The 15,988-nt window shown below is 44.8% G+C and carries 18 protein-coding genes and 1 pseudogene; all 19 read right to left on the minus strand.

The features are described from left to right. The coding region (locus AB5062_RS19125) for a glycosyltransferase family 2 protein (protein ID WP_368331266.1) at nucleotides 1–223 on the minus strand (223 nt) is incomplete at its 3' end. Beyond that, nucleotides 216–1,163, minus strand: coding sequence for an acyltransferase family protein (locus tag AB5062_RS19130; protein WP_221729089.1), 948 nt, complete (start codon nucleotides 1,161–1,163; stop codon nucleotides 216–218). The genes AB5062_RS19130 and AB5062_RS19125, both read right to left, overlap by 8 nt. 4 nt (nucleotides 1,164–1,167) lie before the next feature. Next, entirely contained in the window at nucleotides 1,168–1,497 is a 330-nt protein-coding gene (locus tag AB5062_RS19135; protein WP_005649017.1) for a hypothetical protein, read from the minus strand. 19 nt (nucleotides 1,498–1,516) lie between these two features. Next, the gene (locus tag AB5062_RS19140; RefSeq protein WP_005649019.1) at nucleotides 1,517–3,046 is read right to left on the minus strand and encodes an oligosaccharide flippase family protein; all 1,530 of its coding nucleotides are present in this window, start codon (nucleotides 3,044–3,046) and stop codon (nucleotides 1,517–1,519) included. Nucleotides 3,047–3,112: 66 nt separating this feature from the next. After that, on the minus strand, nucleotides 3,113–3,679 hold the full coding sequence (locus AB5062_RS19145) for a glycosyltransferase family 4 protein (RefSeq protein WP_368328320.1): 567 nt from the start codon (nucleotides 3,677–3,679) through the stop codon (nucleotides 3,113–3,115). A gap of 99 nt (nucleotides 3,680–3,778) precedes the next feature. Then, nucleotides 3,779–4,054: pseudogene (locus AB5062_RS19150) on the minus strand (glycosyltransferase); the annotation flags it as partial. Continuing rightward, entirely contained in the window at nucleotides 4,039–4,209 is a 171-nt protein-coding gene (locus tag AB5062_RS19155) for a hypothetical protein (protein WP_005649022.1), read from the minus strand. The pseudogene AB5062_RS19150 and the gene AB5062_RS19155, both read right to left, overlap by 16 nt. A 7-nt stretch (nucleotides 4,210–4,216) precedes the next feature. Then, nucleotides 4,217–5,422, minus strand: a complete 1,206-nt coding sequence (gene wecC, locus AB5062_RS19160) for a UDP-N-acetyl-D-mannosamine dehydrogenase (RefSeq protein WP_005634550.1) — start codon at nucleotides 5,420–5,422, stop codon at nucleotides 4,217–4,219. Nucleotides 5,423–5,452: 30 nt separating this feature from the next. Further along, nucleotides 5,453–6,052, minus strand: a complete 600-nt coding sequence (locus tag AB5062_RS19165; RefSeq protein WP_085931221.1) for a sugar transferase — start codon at nucleotides 6,050–6,052, stop codon at nucleotides 5,453–5,455. Nucleotides 6,053–6,787: 735 nt separating this feature from the next. Then, nucleotides 6,788–7,009, minus strand: a complete 222-nt coding sequence (locus AB5062_RS19170) for a hypothetical protein (protein WP_227945686.1) — start codon at nucleotides 7,007–7,009, stop codon at nucleotides 6,788–6,790. Next, nucleotides 6,963–7,181 (minus strand): hypothetical protein, encoded by a 219-nt coding sequence (locus AB5062_RS19175; RefSeq protein WP_005634557.1) that lies wholly within the window; start codon nucleotides 7,179–7,181, stop codon nucleotides 6,963–6,965. Before AB5062_RS19175 ends, AB5062_RS19170 begins: the two co-directional genes overlap by 47 nt. Then, entirely contained in the window at nucleotides 7,178–7,888 is a 711-nt protein-coding gene (locus AB5062_RS19180; RefSeq protein WP_005634560.1) for a tyrosine-protein phosphatase, read from the minus strand. Before AB5062_RS19180 ends, AB5062_RS19175 begins: the two co-directional genes overlap by 4 nt. 50 nt (nucleotides 7,889–7,938) lie before the next feature. Then, a complete protein-coding gene (locus AB5062_RS19185) occupies nucleotides 7,939–10,356 on the minus strand; it encodes a polysaccharide biosynthesis tyrosine autokinase (protein WP_005634564.1) in 2,418 nt (805 codons plus the stop codon). Between the two features lie 35 nt (nucleotides 10,357–10,391). After that, entirely contained in the window at nucleotides 10,392–11,186 is a 795-nt protein-coding gene (locus AB5062_RS19190) for a polysaccharide biosynthesis/export family protein (protein ID WP_005634567.1), read from the minus strand. A gap of 92 nt (nucleotides 11,187–11,278) precedes the next feature. After that, a complete protein-coding gene (locus AB5062_RS19195) occupies nucleotides 11,279–11,839 on the minus strand; it encodes a UpxY family transcription antiterminator (RefSeq protein ID WP_005649028.1) in 561 nt (186 codons plus the stop codon). Between the two features lie 769 nt (nucleotides 11,840–12,608). Continuing rightward, a complete protein-coding gene (locus AB5062_RS19200; protein ID WP_005634576.1) occupies nucleotides 12,609–13,823 on the minus strand; it encodes a site-specific integrase in 1,215 nt (404 codons plus the stop codon). Between the two features lie 7 nt (nucleotides 13,824–13,830). Continuing rightward, entirely contained in the window at nucleotides 13,831–14,592 is a 762-nt protein-coding gene (locus tag AB5062_RS19205) for a hypothetical protein (RefSeq protein ID WP_368326941.1), read from the minus strand. Between the two features lie 30 nt (nucleotides 14,593–14,622). Continuing rightward, nucleotides 14,623–15,543, minus strand: coding sequence for a relaxase/mobilization nuclease domain-containing protein (locus AB5062_RS19210; protein ID WP_005944378.1), 921 nt, complete (start codon nucleotides 15,541–15,543; stop codon nucleotides 14,623–14,625). A 4-nt stretch (nucleotides 15,544–15,547) separates the two neighbouring features. Then, complete coding sequence (gene mobC, locus AB5062_RS19215; RefSeq protein ID WP_005650044.1) at nucleotides 15,548–15,919, minus strand: plasmid mobilization relaxosome protein MobC; 372 nt, start codon at nucleotides 15,917–15,919, stop codon at nucleotides 15,548–15,550. Nucleotides 15,920–15,988: the final 69 nt, after the last annotated feature.

The following is a 15,988-nucleotide window of genomic DNA, read 5'->3' on the forward strand; positions in this document are numbered from 1 at the left end:
GGGTTTGCCACGACAACCTCTCAATTCGTGTCAGCCTCTTTCGATGCGGATATTTTTCCAGAGTTCTCTGCAAGATCTCCACCGACTTGTCTGGAGAACAATCATCCACAAAGATGTATTCAATGTCATCAAACGTTTGGGCGAACAACGATTCAGCGCACCGCTCAATATATTCCTCTACTCTATAAATCGGTACAATGATTGATACTTTCGGATTATCCATGATTTTTAGCTGTCAGTTTTTTTAATTGTTCTATTCCAAGGGCAATTAAATAACTCAATGTTATGAAGATAACAAAAGTGATTAAGTTTGAAATTACCCCCCCCAGTTTTGTGTTATAAAAGCTACTGTTTGTTCTGATAAAATCCCTGAACAACCACAGAAAAGGAGCGTGTATAGCCATTATCGTGAGTGAATTAGCTCCCAAAGATGCCAATATTCTGTTTGTAGTTGTTATCTTGTTGAAAGGCTTGAAATTCAACAAAAGATATATGGCACAGAAAGCTCCGGCATAGAATATAAACGGGAAACTGGAAAATTTCAGTTGCGAAATATCAAATTGATAATGTGCCAAACGGCAGAACGCTATGGCTATGATATATCCGGCTATAGCAATAACGGTTGCTTTTTTAATTGCCCCCTCTGCTTGTGTCAGCCCTTTGTCGTTCATCCATTTGCCGACAGCATAGAATGGCAAAGAGAACAGCCCCTGCCCGATATAAAACGGCAAATTGATCTTGGAATATGCGACAGCCAGCCCAATTACAAAAGAAACGATAAGAATAACGTTTTTTTCCTTAACGGTTTTGTCCAAAAAATAATATATGACACATATATAAAAAAGAGCGACCAAGAACCACAACGGACCATCAAATGCGGCGATATGATGGATGCTCAGTTTATCAAGCGGTATTCCCTGCAACCCCATGCTAAAATAAAATACAGCGAATATCAGAGAATATTCCCCAAAGGGAATAAGCAACCGTTTTGCTCTTGATTGAATAAATCCTTGTTTGGGATGATAAAACATACCGGCCAAAAAGAAAAACAAAGGCATATGGAAAATACAAATTTCCTTTATAAGGATTGCGGTGGCATGTCCCCAAACGACAAGGATTATGCCGATGCCTTTAAGTATGTCTATACGAATGTCCCTTTCCATTATTTCAAAAGTTTAAGTTCCTCTTCCTTTCTTCTGCAAGAAATACATCCGCAGCACTATAATCTGCCCAAAGAACTTCTTTGTATTTTTCCTCTTTATCTGTTTCACTGATAGTACGTTTCTGCAAACCGATATTATCGAGAAAAGTAATCATGCAGTTGTCCTTATCTCTATTGACAGCAAAGAACGGCATATGAAAAAACGAGCGCATGAAACGAACCGCCGGTAACAAACATTGCAATTTGACCAAATTAAGGAATTCCAAAAGCCCCGTAACAAGCTGCTGTTTAAAAGGATACAAACCGCAACGGAGTGTATTGTATACTGTTGCCACCACCTTTATTCCCTACATTTTATTGTTTTTTTAAGAACATGAATTTATTTGTTACCGTACTGATTACGAACCCTCTTTCTTTAGCATCAAGTCCGAATTTATAGATAACAAGTCCGGAAATGATAAGACTGGTCAATACGACAAGTATATGGCTACCCCAGCTTGAGGTTAGAAATTTATGCAAAAAGAATGGGACCGGAATGATGCAGACCGACACCCAAAGACACCTAAACATCACTTCCACGACATACCTCCTAACCGGGAAATTCACTTTGTGTTTGAGATAGAATATTCTGTAACAGTGAGTAATGAAATTGATGGCAATTCTGACAATCACCGCATAGACGGGACTGCAACCGAACTTGAACAATATATATATAATCGGAATATTCATAATTATCATCGAAGAAACGGTAAACTGATACTTGGCTATATTGCCTATTGTTTCAGATGACACCCAAAGACTTCCGGATAATGCATCAATAAGCAGGAAGATGAGATAAAGCTGAATGAACTGTACTGTATATTGAGGGACACAGACAAGCCATAACTCGACGACAGGCCGACAAATCAAAATCAACGGATAAGCGACGAAAAAGAGCAGGAAATACGAGAATTTTGACGAGCGGAAAACAAGTTCCAGAAATCTGGATTTATCCCCTGAAAAATAGGACTGGACAATCTGTGGCTGCACCGCTTTCTGAAAGTTTGTAACCAAAGTATTGACAGCACTGAACACTTGCGAGGCTACCCCCATTGCCGCATTGACAGCAACCGTGAAAAAAATATTCAAAAGTATTGATATGCCTTGTATGGATGCGACATGGGCTATACCGCCGAAAAGGCTCCATGAAGAAAAGAAAAGCATTTCTTTCAGCAGCTTTCTGTCAAAATAGAACCGGAATCTGCAAGTCGTGAAATTACGCTTGCAATAAATGGCATAAATGATATTCAACAATATCCCAACGGTCATAAGGGCAACGGCGTACAACACCAGACGATTGTCTTCAGCCCAGAAAAGGAGAAATACTGTTCCCAATTTTGCCATTACCTCAATGATGCTGACATAAGCGAAAAAAGACATCCTCTCATATGCAATAATGCTCGACTCATCAGGAATCCTGATAAAATGAAGACAAGCGGTCACTACAGAAATATGGTACACAACCCGTGCTGCATCTTGTGTTTCCGGAGGAATATTCAATTTTGTTTCAAAGAAATAGAGCCCCACAGTTTCCAATACGAAGCCGATAAATACCGCTATTGCAAAATGTATCAGAAGACTCATGGAATAAACCCTCGAGACTCTGTCATGATTGCCTTTTCCCAATTCCACGTTCAGAAAACGTTGGGTGGCTTTTGTCATTGCGGAATTAATAAAAGACAGAAGTGCGATAAAGCCGCCAACAACATTGTATACTCCAAAATCGTTCTCTCCCAACACTTCCAATATAATCCTGGAAGTATATAGAGATACGGGCATCATTACGAATGTCCGTATATAAAGCATTAACGTGTTGCGTGCTATGCGTTTGTTTGATGACTGCATTTATAACTATCCTACATTTTTTAATCTCAATTGCAACCTGAATGACAATAGAGTGTCAGGGGCAAATCAATTGGTCTGATGGTATATAGAAGCTAACTTTTCCACACCGTCTGCAAGCGTGAACCGACTGGATATTACTTTTGATTTTCTACCCATCATTTCTCGGACTTCACGATTATTGACAAGTATCTCAATCCTGTCAGCAAGCCCTTCAACATTCTCTTTTTCAAAAAGATATCCGTTTTCTCCCTCATGTACGATTTCAGGAATGCCCCCAACTCGTGTACCAATAACAGGCAACGAATAGTTTAGGGCCTCCATAATACTAAGAGAAAGTCCTTCTGTACGGGAAGGCTGCAAGTAAATATCAGAAATATTCAAAATATCATTAATGTCATTTCGTATTCCCAAAGACATAATCTTTCTATTCAATCCGGCCTCGGCAATCAATTGCCTCAAGCTATTACTGTCTTCAGAATTTTCGCTAATTCCGATGACAAGCACTATTATATCGTTTTTAAGTCTGTTGGAGTCCATCAGACTCTGAATACTTTTGACAAGTATATCGAATCCCTTGATACGAATATTGAATCCGATTGTAGTCAACACGACTACCCCCTTTGGTATGTCCAATGTTTTTTTCAGATTTGGGTTGACAATCTTTTTTTTCCGGACTCCCAAGTATAGGACTTCACTCTTTGAAGAAAAACCTACGCCTTCAATCATTTCTTTCTTTACGCCACAACTGACACAAAGGAATCTTTCAAAAGGAAAAAAACAGAACTTCAGATATAATTTTTTAAGTTTGTTGGAAACAAAGATTTCACTATGACGGGTTGAAATAATCCGAATCCGGGGAAACAGAATTCGCAAGAATGGTGCAATAAGATAACTTCCAAAATGAAAATGAACAATGTCTATTTTCTCACGTTTGATGACACCTATCACAAATTTGAAATATTGAAATGTGGAAATGCTTTGTTTACAAAGTATTACCCCCCCCCCCACTTATTGATGTCATTTACATAGTTTTCACTGATTGGCATCGACTCGTATACAAAAATAAATTTATCAACACGGCATATCTTGACCAATTCAGCGAAGTAGGATTCTACTCCGCCGTATTTAGTCGATTTCATACCTGTCAGTTCTAAAATATTCATATATTCACTATTTTTTAAATATTCCACAAAAGTCCAATATCACCTTATCCTCTCGCCATTCTAATTCTTTGAACGGAGTGTGTGCTGTAAGGAATACCACGATGTCCGCCTTGTCGTAGGCTTCTTTGTAATCTGTTAACTTGAACACATGGTGCTCCTTTACATTGGGTTCCACAACCAGGATATTGGCATTATTGCAACTCTGCATCACTTTCGTGGTAATATATTTTGCAGGACTCTCGCGCAAATCGTCGATATTCGGTTTGAAAGCCAACCCCATCATGGCAACGCACGGTTTCCGATGATGTTTCAGTTCAAATTCCAGCATGGCATTTTTCACTTTTTCTGCGCACCAAAAACTTTTGTAGTTGTTAATTTCACGGGCATCGGCAATCAATTTACTCTCTGCTGGAAAATCAGCAGTGATAAAATAAGGGTCAATAGCTATACAATGACCTCCCACGCCACAACCAGGCTGCAAGATGCTAACCCGCGGATGTTTGTTGGCAAGATTGATAAGTTCCCACACATTGATACCGGCCTTGTCACAAATCAAGGAAAGTTCATTCGCAAAGGCTATTTGTACATCCCGACTGGAATTCTCCGTCAGTTTGCACATTTCAGCAGTACGACAGTTGGTTCTATGAAGTGTTCCCTGCACGAATTGAGAATAAAATCCAATGGCCTTATCGGTAGATTCAGGATTTAAACCGCCTATGACCCGGTCGTTATGTATCAGTTCGTAAATCACATTGCCCGGCAATACACGTTCGGGACAATAAGCCACATAAATCCTATCTTCCAATTCAGGACGTTCGCTGAAAATGAGGCGGGCCATCGCTTCGGTGGTGCCTACGGGTGAAGTGGACTCGATGACATAAAGGTCGCCTTCCTTTAATAATGGCAATACGGCACGTGTAGCGGCTTCCACATAACTAACGTCCGGTTCATGATTTCCTTTGAACGGGGTGGGAACTACCATAAAATAAGCATCGCTCACCTCCGGCTTTATGGAAGCTTTCAACGAGCCGGCATTCACCACCTCCTGCAACATCTCCTCCATACCCGGCTCAATGATATGCAGATGTCCTGCATTCGTCATATCCACTACCTGGGGGTTAATATCAACTCCTGTAATCTGAATGCCGTGCTTGGCGGCGATAATGGCTGTGGGCAATCCGATATACCCCAAGCCCATAAAACAAGCTTTCATTATCAATCTGTTATATAAGTTATTAATCTTTTAAAATTTCTTTCCGAGTACAATTGAACAGAATGTGTTCAACAGAATTTTAAAGTCGAACCACCATGAGCGATGTCCTAAATAATAAAGGTCATATTCCAAACGTCGGAGCATCTTCTCCATCGTATCCGTATAGCCGTTATATAGTGTGGCATATGATGTTACGCCCGGACGGATTTGGTAAAGATAAGTATATCGCTTGTCGTGTTCAAGTATCTGGTCGATATAAAACTTACGCTCCGGACGTGGACCGATGAATGCCATATCGCCACGCAGAACATTGTAGAGTTGGGGTAATTCATCCAAATGGTGCGCCCGGATGAAACGACCGGTCTTAGTCAATCGGGAATCATTTTCACCCCCGGTATGACTAAGCTGCGGTCCGAACTTCTCGGCATCCAGACGCATGGAGCGGAATTTGTATATGTAGAACGGGCGCCCGAATCTGCCGATACGTTCTTGCTTGAAGATGACACTTCCTCCATCTTCCCTGCGAATGGCAATGTAGCAAAACAAGAATAGCGGAGAAAAAATGATCAATGCAATCAATGACAGGATAAAATCACCGATACGCTTTACATTGCGCGCAAATGCGGACATTCCATCGGGAATGAAACTGTCCCGTGGCACATATTGGCTGACATGTGTGGTGACAATTATTGCATCATCATTCGGGTCATCCTTTTTCAGCTTATGCAACCACTTCTGATAAGCATTAAAATTTATTGTATCTGCCATTTTTAACTTTATATAGGTCTCAGTTTGTGAACCTACCTCAACAGAACCTTGCAACAATGAAACAAGGGATTCTCCGGATGTAACCGTACACGGCATCTGAAGACAGTCTGAGTAACTACGAAAATTCATGTAGCCTTGTTGTTTATCAAAAAGACGTAAACCGTATGCGGAATAACCGTATGCACACCATGCACCGATCTGTTTATTCCGATACAAGTGGATATAAGAACCATCATTTTGATTTTCGTTTTCCCTTATAAGATGAACATTCATAAAAGTATATTGTTTATAATTTATCGTAAGCACAAAGCACTATACATTTGACTAATAATCAAGAGGTTTTCTGATCGCATCTATTCTATTTCACCTAAGACATACTTGTGGGGGCATGACGAAGAAGTTCCATTCCTCACACGAAGGACAACAGAATCTTTGATAGAGGAACAATCGTGATTATCGTCAATGTTGTTAATGCAGCTTCGTATCCGACCACTGTCTGGACCAAAGCCATAGCTGTTATGGCATGAGCCGTAGTGAAACCATGCATAACAACATTGGATATAAAAATATCAGTGTCTTTTATTCTAAGATTAAAGATTATACCAAATCCTGTTGATTGTACAAGTCTTGTTGCAATTTAGTCAACGGACGTAGATGAATGTCCGTTTCATTCTCCAGAAAACCAAAAATGATACGTTTCTGAAGGGAAGGAGTTATGGTCATCCCATCGTATTGATTTTCCATCATCTTCATATAGCTCTTATCCCATGCCTTACGTTTCCAGATAATTTCTTCCGCCACTTCCATTCTTGCCGACAATGGCACTTATTGTCACCCCCGCAGCAAAGAAATTCCTTTCAAGCGACCTGCACTCATCACCATAGCCATTGAACTGATATTGTTCACCTTGTTTCAAGATGCGCAGTACGTTCCTGTTCCAGCGGTCATCCTTTCGGATTACAAGGCTCGTCAATGCAAAATTTGCAATCATTGATCACTTTGTTTCTGTAAGGTTCCAATGACTTCCGATTTTACTGCCGAAGCGACCAATGTCTTGTAACAGCCTATGGCATGGATGTCACAACCGGTACGGTCGTACATTCCGGCTTTCAGCAGGGCTTCGGCCTTTTCCTGTACATGTTTTCCGTACATTCCGGCCAACGAGGGCAAATTGAGTTGGAAGGAGACATGCTCTTCCTTCAAGGCCTGATAATCCCTCTTCTGCATATATTCATACCGTTCCGAATGTGCAAGCAACGGGTAATAACCTTTCTTTTGGATGCGTTGCAGGACAGAGAGCAGTTCCATTGGTGGATTGAAATAGGAGGTTTCCACCAACAGGTAACGTTTCCCCTCCTCTAGGGGCAGCAGGTCATCTTTTTCCAGCCGTTCCTCAAAGAGATTGTCCATCATGTATTCCGCAGCCAAGGCAAGTTCCAGTGTGCCGTTATAACTCCGTTTCAATTCTTGGAACTTTTCCTGCAAGGTCACAGTTTCATTAGGGATGTCCTCCATGATGTGCGGCGTGAGCCATACCTTTCTGACTCCATGCTTTTCCATCATATCTAGAATTCGGAGTGATTCATCCAATGTTCCCACTCCGTCATCCACTCCCGGAAGGAGATGGCTGTGACAGTCGGTCATTCCTTTCAGGATACCGCTCCGGGCGAAGGTTATTGTCTTACGAAAGGGCCACATGATAGTTGAGTTAAAATTAAAAGTTCTTACGAGAACGATAACATGCAAAATCAATCACTTGATGACCATCCATTTACCCCCCCCATTTTTCCTTTATTTCCATAATAGGAAGAGTAGCCGTTGCGATAGCCATATCTATAGCCATAGCGGCCTCCGGCACTTTCTGTACCGTTCAGTATCACGCTGAGGTTCTTGAAACGTTTCTCCTGGTAAATATTTTCTAGTTCGGGCAGCATGCTACGGTCCAATAAACCGCTGCGGACTACAAAGACGGTGCGGTCAGCCAGTTTCTCGATGATCTGCGCATCGGCCACGATATCGATAGGCGGACAGTCAATAAAGATATAGTCATACTCGCTGCGAAGCACCTCTATCAAAGTGGCCAGCTTGCCGTCCTCCAACAGTTCCGTCGGGTTTGGGGGAACAGTACCGATAGGAATGATATGCAGGTTGTCGTATTTTTCATCCTTCACGATAATCTCCTTCCAGTCACTGACACGGTTGCCCAGATAATCACTTAAACCAGTCTTCGGGGAATCCACGTAGGAGGAGGTGGAGCCGTGACGCAGGTCACCGTCTATCACCAATATTCTCTTTTTCTTGATGGCAAAGCTCATGGCAATGTTCATGGCAAGGAACGACTTGCCGCTGCCAGGATTAAACGAGGTAAGCATGAACACGTTCTGACCGCTGTCCTTGCCTGCCATAAAGTCAATATTGGAACGTAACACGCGGAACGCTTCATTGATAATGTTACGGTTGCCTTCCTTCACCACGATGGCTTTCATGACAGACTGTGTGTGTTTATCGAATCCCAATTTCTTCTTAGCACTGAGATATTGGGGGATCTCACCGATGAACGGAATGCTTAGGTTTTCCAGATCCTTTCGCCCGCGCACCTTGGTATTCATGTTTTCCTTCATGAAAATAATCACCGCCGGAACAAGCAGACCGATGGCGAATGCCACCAAAAGGATATTCATCTTTCGGGGGGCTGTGGGAAGCATGCTGCCTCTCGGAGCGGTAATCACACGTGTATTGTAGGCGGTGAAAGCCTGTGAAAGCTCGTTCTCCTCACGTTTCTGGAGCAGATAAAGATACAGTTCCTCCTTCACCTTCTGCTGGCGTTCCACAGAAAGCAGATATTTCGCCTGGTTCGGGTTGGAAGCCAGTTGGCTGGTGGTCGTGGCTTCCTGTTGGCGGATGTTGCGTATTTGGGTATTGAGCGAAACAATCAGGTTGTCCACCGACTGAATGATGGTACGCTGCATGCTTTGCAGTGAGTTAGCCATGTCTTTTGCCAGAGGGTTCTTCTCGCTACTGTTGGCGATCAGGCGGTTACGTTCGAGCACGATCGTGTTATATTCACCGATCTGGCTCTCAATATTGACATTAGCGATACCGGAGTTGGTGGGTAACAGCTGGCTGAGTTTCTTGTTGTTCAACTCTTTCCGGATATACTGTGCGGTGGAAAGCTGGCTGTTGAGTGCCAGCAACTCCTTCTTGTTCTCGGCGGACTGGGACAGGTAGAGGCTGGATGCCGCCTGCACATCCGGCAGCAGGTGCTCACTCTTGTAACCGGCGATGTTCTCATCTACATTGCCCAGCTCGTTTTCGATCACGCTCAGACGGTCACCGATGAACTGCGAAGTACTGACGGCGATCTGGTTCTTGTCCTGAATCCATTTCTCGTTGTACATTTCAATCAGGGTGTTCAGAATGTCTTCAGCCTTCTGAATGGAGGCATCGTTGATACTCAGATTGATAATGGTGGCATCCTCGTTTCCCAATTCCGCATGCAAAGCGGCTGTATAATAATCGGTGACGGCACACACATTACCTTTTCTATAACGTATGGAAGTGCCCACGAATGAATCGTTCCAATATTTTGTGAAATTGATGACAAGTGTGCCTATTTCAGTACGGATGGAATCGCCCATCTTTCCGGAGAAATCTTCCCCAAACGCTTTCCCGTTTACTTCCATGTCGGATATGACAAACGTTTCTTTGGATGAAATATCTATTGTAAAACCGACAGGAGTTTCATCCAAGTGGCGATAGGTGACTGCTAAAGGCGAACTTTTGTATAATTCCACATCTTTCAGTCCTTTGCGGACAGTATAGGTCTCGTTTAATCCCAACCGCTGTACCACCTCGGTCATCAGCGTGGGCGATTTCAGGGTGAGCAACTCATTGTTGATATTGGTATTCGACTTGAAGATACCCAAGTCAGAAAATTCACTGACCACATTGGTGGATGTTCCTCCCTTGGAATCATCTTTCACCAAAATGGCAGCGGTACGGGTGTAAATGTTCGGGGTGCCCAGCAGGTACAAGGCGGCTGTCGCCAGGGTTACGAACAGGGAGAGGGCAAACCAGTGCCACCGGGGCATGAAAATCCCCCACAGGTCTTGTATGCGTATGAAGTCGTCAGCAGGCTTGCTGGCGGTTGTTTTCTTTTCTGTCATATTATAAAAATATAAAGTGATTCCTTTTCTGAAGGTTACTTGAATATTAGCACACCCAACGAAGTGAGGAATGAAGCGACGCTGATCCATAGCGATACGGACTTCACGTTATTCTCGTTGATGGTGCTCTGACCGGCACGCATCTTATTGGGCTGCACATAAATCACATCGTTTTGCTTCAAATAGTAGACCGGAGATTTAAAAATGTCCTTACTACGAAGATCTACCCAGTGGGTGACACGCTCACCGTTTTCCTCGCGGATGACAAAGATAGCATCACGTTTACCGGTAATGGTCAAGTCGCCCGCCATGCTGATGGCTTCAAGCAAAGTGATCTGGTCTTTGGTTATGTTGTACTTGCCGGGGGTTTTTACCTCACCTAACACGGAGAAATAGAGATTCATGAACTCTACGGTCACTACCGGATCTTTCACCAAGTCCTCTTCCATCAGCCGTTTCTTGATAAGGGCGGCAATCTGGCTTTTGGTCATACCGGCAATATGAAGCGTACCAATGACCGGAAAGTCTATGTTTCCCTTGTCATCGAGCGTGTAACCGGATATTTCACCATTATTGTTGCTACTACGTAAATCGGCAGTTCCTGCCCGATACTGGACACGTGTCAGGTTGAACAACGCTGCCAACTGCGGGTCTTTACTGGATACCATGATGGAAATTTGGTCCTTGGGCTGCACGGTGATGTCTCTTGCACCCACAATCGCTTCAGGCTGATTCACAGCAATGTCTTGAAAGTAAAGAATCTCCTTCGAAGTGTGACAGGATGTAAACAACACTATCGCAAAGAGATAAATCAAAAATCGATTCTTCATATTTATATCTGTACAGTTTATATTATTTCTAATTTGTAATTTCAATTAATTTTTATCGTGATTTTTGCGAAGTCCCGTAAAAGCCAGCGGTTTTAGGAAAGAACTTCAATCAGATCGGGGTGCACCTCAGCGGAAACGGCCATGACACCCTCCAATAGGACAACCACCCTACGGTTTCTCTTGCCCTGCACCCGCACAAACATGCCCTTCACGTTATCGAACTTGCCACCGTGGATACATACACGCATTCCTCTTTTCAAGTCTATTTCTTCGGGCCTATAATAAACAGTGTCCTCCTCATAATGAGAAGCTATCTTGATGAAGCTGTCCATCTGGTCATCCGGTACGGTAATATATTCCGCCCCCGTGCTCTTTTCCCACATGGCGAATTGCAAGAAATTGTATCGTTTCTTGAATTCAGTGATCTGCGAATGGCTGGCGTGGACGAAAAGCAGACTCGGTATAACCGGCACCAACTTTTTTGACTTCACTCCATGATAAGTTCTTACGGCATAATGTTTCGGGATAAAATATTCCAAACCATATTCCTTGTCTTTCAGCCTGTCCTCTGCCATTTTCTCATTCTTGTAGGCGCGCATGACGAACCATCGGACCTGCCTTTTTTCCTCCGCTGTAAAAAGACTCGTACTCATATTCCGAAACATTTTATAGGTGTGGATATAAACCTAGTTCATGCCAACCTACATATTGGCATGTATTACAATGGATTACGTTCCCTTTTCCCATAATATCCATTGTTAGTTCCATACTTTTGACAAAGTGTACAGACCTCATTTCCGGGGCTTCCGTCACTACTTCTCTTGGCAAGAGAAATATTAGAGGACCATATTTTATGTAATTAATTGATAGACAAGTAGAAAAGCGAAGTGGCATTGTGGCGTTTATCCAATATATGTTAAGCAAATACACTCTGTATGAATGTTTTGGTTATATTTTATCACCTGTTTTCTATCGTTTCTTCAATATTTTACATAACTTTGCACATTGTAATATTTCTCTTGCCAAGAAAATGAGCCGTATGCTCAACAATTTTTATTATATTACAAAATGCTTTCAAAAACCTTTCAAACGCATCTGGTTTTAAATTGTCAATAAGAACATTTCCAACAGTATTCTGCCACTGTATTCATAGATCTTTTCCGGTACTTTTCTTTTTAAGAGAAATACCGGAAAGGGATAGTTCTGATAATCAGATGCTATATATGGAACCTGACAAGGATTTGTTTGACAATTAAACCGGAATTTGAAACATTTTCTTTCGAAGAAAACTGTTTTTTATCATACAGGTGGATATTTTCCTATATTTTACCTATCTTTGCAATGTCTAATATTTCTCTTAAAAAGAGAAGCAGGATCGGTATAGCCTTTTATTCAGTATTCTGCGTGTCGCATTTGTTCCCGTTATAAAGATTTAAGTATGATGTCATTTGCTTTGTCTACCTGTGAGGTGTCCAGTGAGGCGAGGTAGATTTTGGTCGTGTTCTCCGAATCATGTCCCATCGCCTCGCTGATGGTTGCCAGCGGGACATTTTTGCTTCTGGCAATACTCGCCCAGGCATGGCGCGCTACATACATCGTGAGCGGCATGCCGAGCCCGAGCCGTTTCCCAAGTTCTTTGAGTTTCCCGTTGATGAAATGCGCTGTGCTCCTGTACTGCCGCACGGCATCCTTAGCCGTATCTTTGATGACCGGAAAAAGGTAGGGGCTGTCATTGTGGCCATACCTGTCCAGTATCTCCTGCATGGGTTTCTCCCATTTAATGGACAGACGCCGTCCGGTTTTCTGCCTGCGGTAGGTTAGCACACCGCTCTTCAGATCAGCTTTTTTCAGGTAGGCAATGTCAACGAACGACATGCCACGGGTATAAAAGCTCAGCATGAACATGTCCCTGGCGTATTCCATGCCCGGGGAAATGCGAAGGTCCAGATCGCGTATCATGCGGATCACTTTCAACGGAACAGCACGTTTTACGGTCTTGTCTATCCCGGTGTAGACATGTTTGAAAGGGCTGCGCTGTATCGTCAGTTCCTTGTCCACCGCACGGTTGTAGACGGCACGCAGGTTCCGCATATAATAGGAGGTGCTGTTCGGACATATCCCCTTGTCCTTCAGCCATGCCTCGTATTCCAGCATGAGGGTGGAGCCGATATCCTCCAGCGGGATGTCGCCGTCCCTGCCCCGAAAGCGCGTGAAGCTGTTCAGTACGGTGGTGTACCTCTCGGCGGTGCGCTTCTTGCCGACACGCTCCAGTTCCTCCACGAGCCTCTTTCCGAAGGCCATGAAATTATGGCTGTCCTCAGGGGGCGGGTTGTGAAAAAGTTCGACAACCCTGCCGGCGGGATAGGTACCGCCGGAACGTTCCAGTCCGGCAATGATACTTTCCAGACGGCGGATGTCTTTTTCCATCCGCTCCTTTAACGCAAGCAGAAGGCTTCTTCTGGCATCACCGGATACCGGCAGTATGATTTCCGACATGCGTCCGTCCCATTCCGAAGGGAACAGCCTGTAGCCGGTGTTTATCTGGCGCGCCACCCTTCCGTGGATGATCTGGAAATAGAGCGTCCCCTCCCTGCCTTCCACGGACGAGGACCTGAATTTGGTTTTGATTGTTGCCATAGTGCAGTCATTTTGAATTAGGATTGTCCACTTGCTTCCTGATTTCCTGTGCCTCCCTGAACAGCCGGTGCGCCAGACTGTCCTTGTAGGCCGCCATTTCATGATTACGGATGCGGTTCCTGACCGAGTCCTCAAAAGCGGTCACCAGCCTTTCCACACGCCGGATCTTTTCCTCGTCCCGCTCGATGGTGAAATGCTTCTCCAGGAAGGCGATGTCGGGATCATCCCCCGGCAGGCAGATCCTGATGGCACGGTATTTCAAATCGGCATCCTTCAAAAGCCGGTTCGTGCGGTACTGGTTACAGTTGGTCCAGACGGAAACGACCAGTGCCAGGATCAGTGCTGAAGCTGTCGTTACCACCGCCTTGGATGCGCTTTCCAGACGGTAGGTCACCAGTTTGTGTACCGGTTCCTTTTTCAACAGGACCATTCTCTCATCCAGCCGTCTTACCGTTTCCTTTACCGCCTGGCTGTCCTGCCGCAGGCTGTCCCTTGTCTTTTCCATTTCTCCGGCAAACGTTTCGGCAGACAACGGCCAGCCTTCCGACAACCGGACGGTATGGTTACGTACCGCTGCTATTTCCAAGCCGTTTTTCTCCACCGCGGATTGCAGGCGTTCCAGACGGATTTTCAGTTCCGCAATCCCTTCCGGGGAACTGGTCCGGTTTCCAACTGCGGGGCTTGTGCCTTCCACGGGCAGCGTCTCCACTTTCTTCTCGATCCTTTCAAGGCATCCGTAGATGCCTTCCAGATAATTTTCCTCTTTCATCTTTCAAAGTTTTTTTGTTATACATATGGTTCACAAACTCCTTCCTTTCCTGCGCTTCTTCTTTCTCCGCAGGCGTTCCGCCTCTTTCTCGTCCTCCGTCGGTGCCACCGACGGCATGAACACGCCACCCGTACCGGTGACTTCGACCAGGTTATCAATAACAGAACCATGACTTTGTTCATGGTACGGTTGCTTTTGGGAAACGTCATTTTCCAGGGACGTGACATGGTTATGGTCCAATGCCGCATCCAGCCTTGACCAGCTGAAACTGCGGTCAATCCCACTTCCCTTGAATGACAGACCGTTCTTTATAAAGCGGATGCCCTGCACTTCATTAGTGTTTTCCTTGTACTTGAATTCCATTTCCACGCCCATTTTTAAGAGCTTATTTTGAAATTCTTTCCATGTATCTGCACTCCTCAAAGCTTCCTTGACCGCACGGTATATTTCGTATTTCACCTTTTCGGAAGCATGCAGCTTTTCCGTTTTAACGGACTGTTTGCCTTCGGAATAGGTGAGCGAATACTTGTCCTTAAGCATTTTTGTCACTTTCTCGTTGCGCTTGAAATCGTTGCTGTCGGAAATCACCTTCCCGTCGAAGTTCACCCGGTTGAAGACGATGTGGCAGTGCGGGTTGTCCGTCCCGTGATGCCTCACCACGATGAACTGCGTGTTCCGTATCCCCATCAGCTCCAGGTATTCCTCCGCCAGCCTTGCCATGAACGCGTCGGTCAGCCTCGGTGCGTCCTCCGGCTTGAAGCTGAGCGCAATGTGCCCCACCGGTTTCGCCACGTCCGGATTCAGCAGGCATTGCCACCGGAAACTGCGTGCCGTCTCCTCCACCGTTCCCAGCAGCACGCCTTCCGAGGCGATGATTTTTGCGTCGTCCTTCTGCGTCACGTAGCGTATGCAGCCGCTGAACGAGCGGCCTTTCCTGATCTTCCCTATCATGAGGCTATCCTCCTTTCGGCCTGTAATCATCCATGATCCGCTTCAGCTTTCCCAGCAGCCCCTCTATCAGCAGCCTTGTCCTGTAAAAGCCGGTCTGGTGCGAGAGCTTTGTCAGCTGGTTCAGGTTGTTCGCCATTCCCGCCAGGCTGCGCAACAGTGCGTTCTCCTCCGGTGTATGCCTTGCCGTAACGGTGGCCGCCAGTGCTGCCTCCCTGATATAGACCGCCAGACTCCGGCCGGACTTCCCTGCCCTGAACCTGAGAGCCTCGTAGCTGACGGGGGAGAACTTCACCGTCACGCCTCTGGTCAATTTACGCGTCCTGCCCAGTGCCGGACGGCCACATTTTTTCTTCATCCCATTCACATCGTTTGTCATATGTTTTTTCTTTTTCGTCCGTACTTCTTTCATTCCAAAATCTGCGACCGGCGGGAGCGGATTTGCCCT

The sequence above is a fragment of the Phocaeicola sp. RTP21359st1_B8_RTP21360_211022 genome (assembly GCF_040911965.1).
Classification (GTDB): Bacteria; Bacteroidota; Bacteroidia; order Bacteroidales; family Bacteroidaceae; genus Phocaeicola; species Phocaeicola vulgatus.

Coding starts and splice junctions, on each gene's coding strand:
- AB5062_RS19200 (WP_005634576.1), bottom strand. CDS start 13,823: ATGGCAACAATCAAAACCAAATTCAGGTCCTCGTCCGTGGAAGGCAGG.
- AB5062_RS19130 (WP_221729089.1), bottom strand. CDS start 1,163: ATGGAAAGGGACATTCGTATAGACATACTTAAAGGCATCGGCATAATC.
- AB5062_RS19210 (WP_005944378.1), bottom strand. CDS start 15,543: ATGATAGGGAAGATCAGGAAAGGCCGCTCGTTCAGCGGCTGCATACGC.
- AB5062_RS19165 (WP_085931221.1), bottom strand. CDS start 6,052: ATGTCCGCATTTGCGCGCAATGTAAAGCGTATCGGTGATTTTATCCTG.
- AB5062_RS19180 (WP_005634560.1), bottom strand. CDS start 7,888: ATGTGGCCCTTTCGTAAGACAATAACCTTCGCCCGGAGCGGTATCCTG.
- AB5062_RS19195 (WP_005649028.1), bottom strand. CDS start 11,839: ATGAGTACGAGTCTTTTTACAGCGGAGGAAAAAAGGCAGGTCCGATGG.
- AB5062_RS19185 (WP_005634564.1), bottom strand. CDS start 10,356: ATGACAGAAAAGAAAACAACCGCCAGCAAGCCTGCTGACGACTTCATA.
- AB5062_RS19205 (WP_368326941.1), bottom strand. CDS start 14,592: ATGAAAGAGGAAAATTATCTGGAAGGCATCTACGGATGCCTTGAAAGG.
- AB5062_RS19175 (WP_005634557.1), bottom strand. CDS start 7,181: ATGATTGCAAATTTTGCATTGACGAGCCTTGTAATCCGAAAGGATGAC.
- AB5062_RS19155 (WP_005649022.1), bottom strand. CDS start 4,209: ATGAATATTTTAGAACTGACAGGTATGAAATCGACTAAATACGGCGGA.
- wecC (WP_005634550.1), bottom strand. CDS start 5,422: ATGAAAGCTTGTTTTATGGGCTTGGGGTATATCGGATTGCCCACAGCC.
- mobC (WP_005650044.1), bottom strand. CDS start 15,919: ATGACAAACGATGTGAATGGGATGAAGAAAAAATGTGGCCGTCCGGCA.
- AB5062_RS19190 (WP_005634567.1), bottom strand. CDS start 11,186: ATGAAGAATCGATTTTTGATTTATCTCTTTGCGATAGTGTTGTTTACA.
- AB5062_RS19140 (WP_005649019.1), bottom strand. CDS start 3,046: ATGCAGTCATCAAACAAACGCATAGCACGCAACACGTTAATGCTTTAT.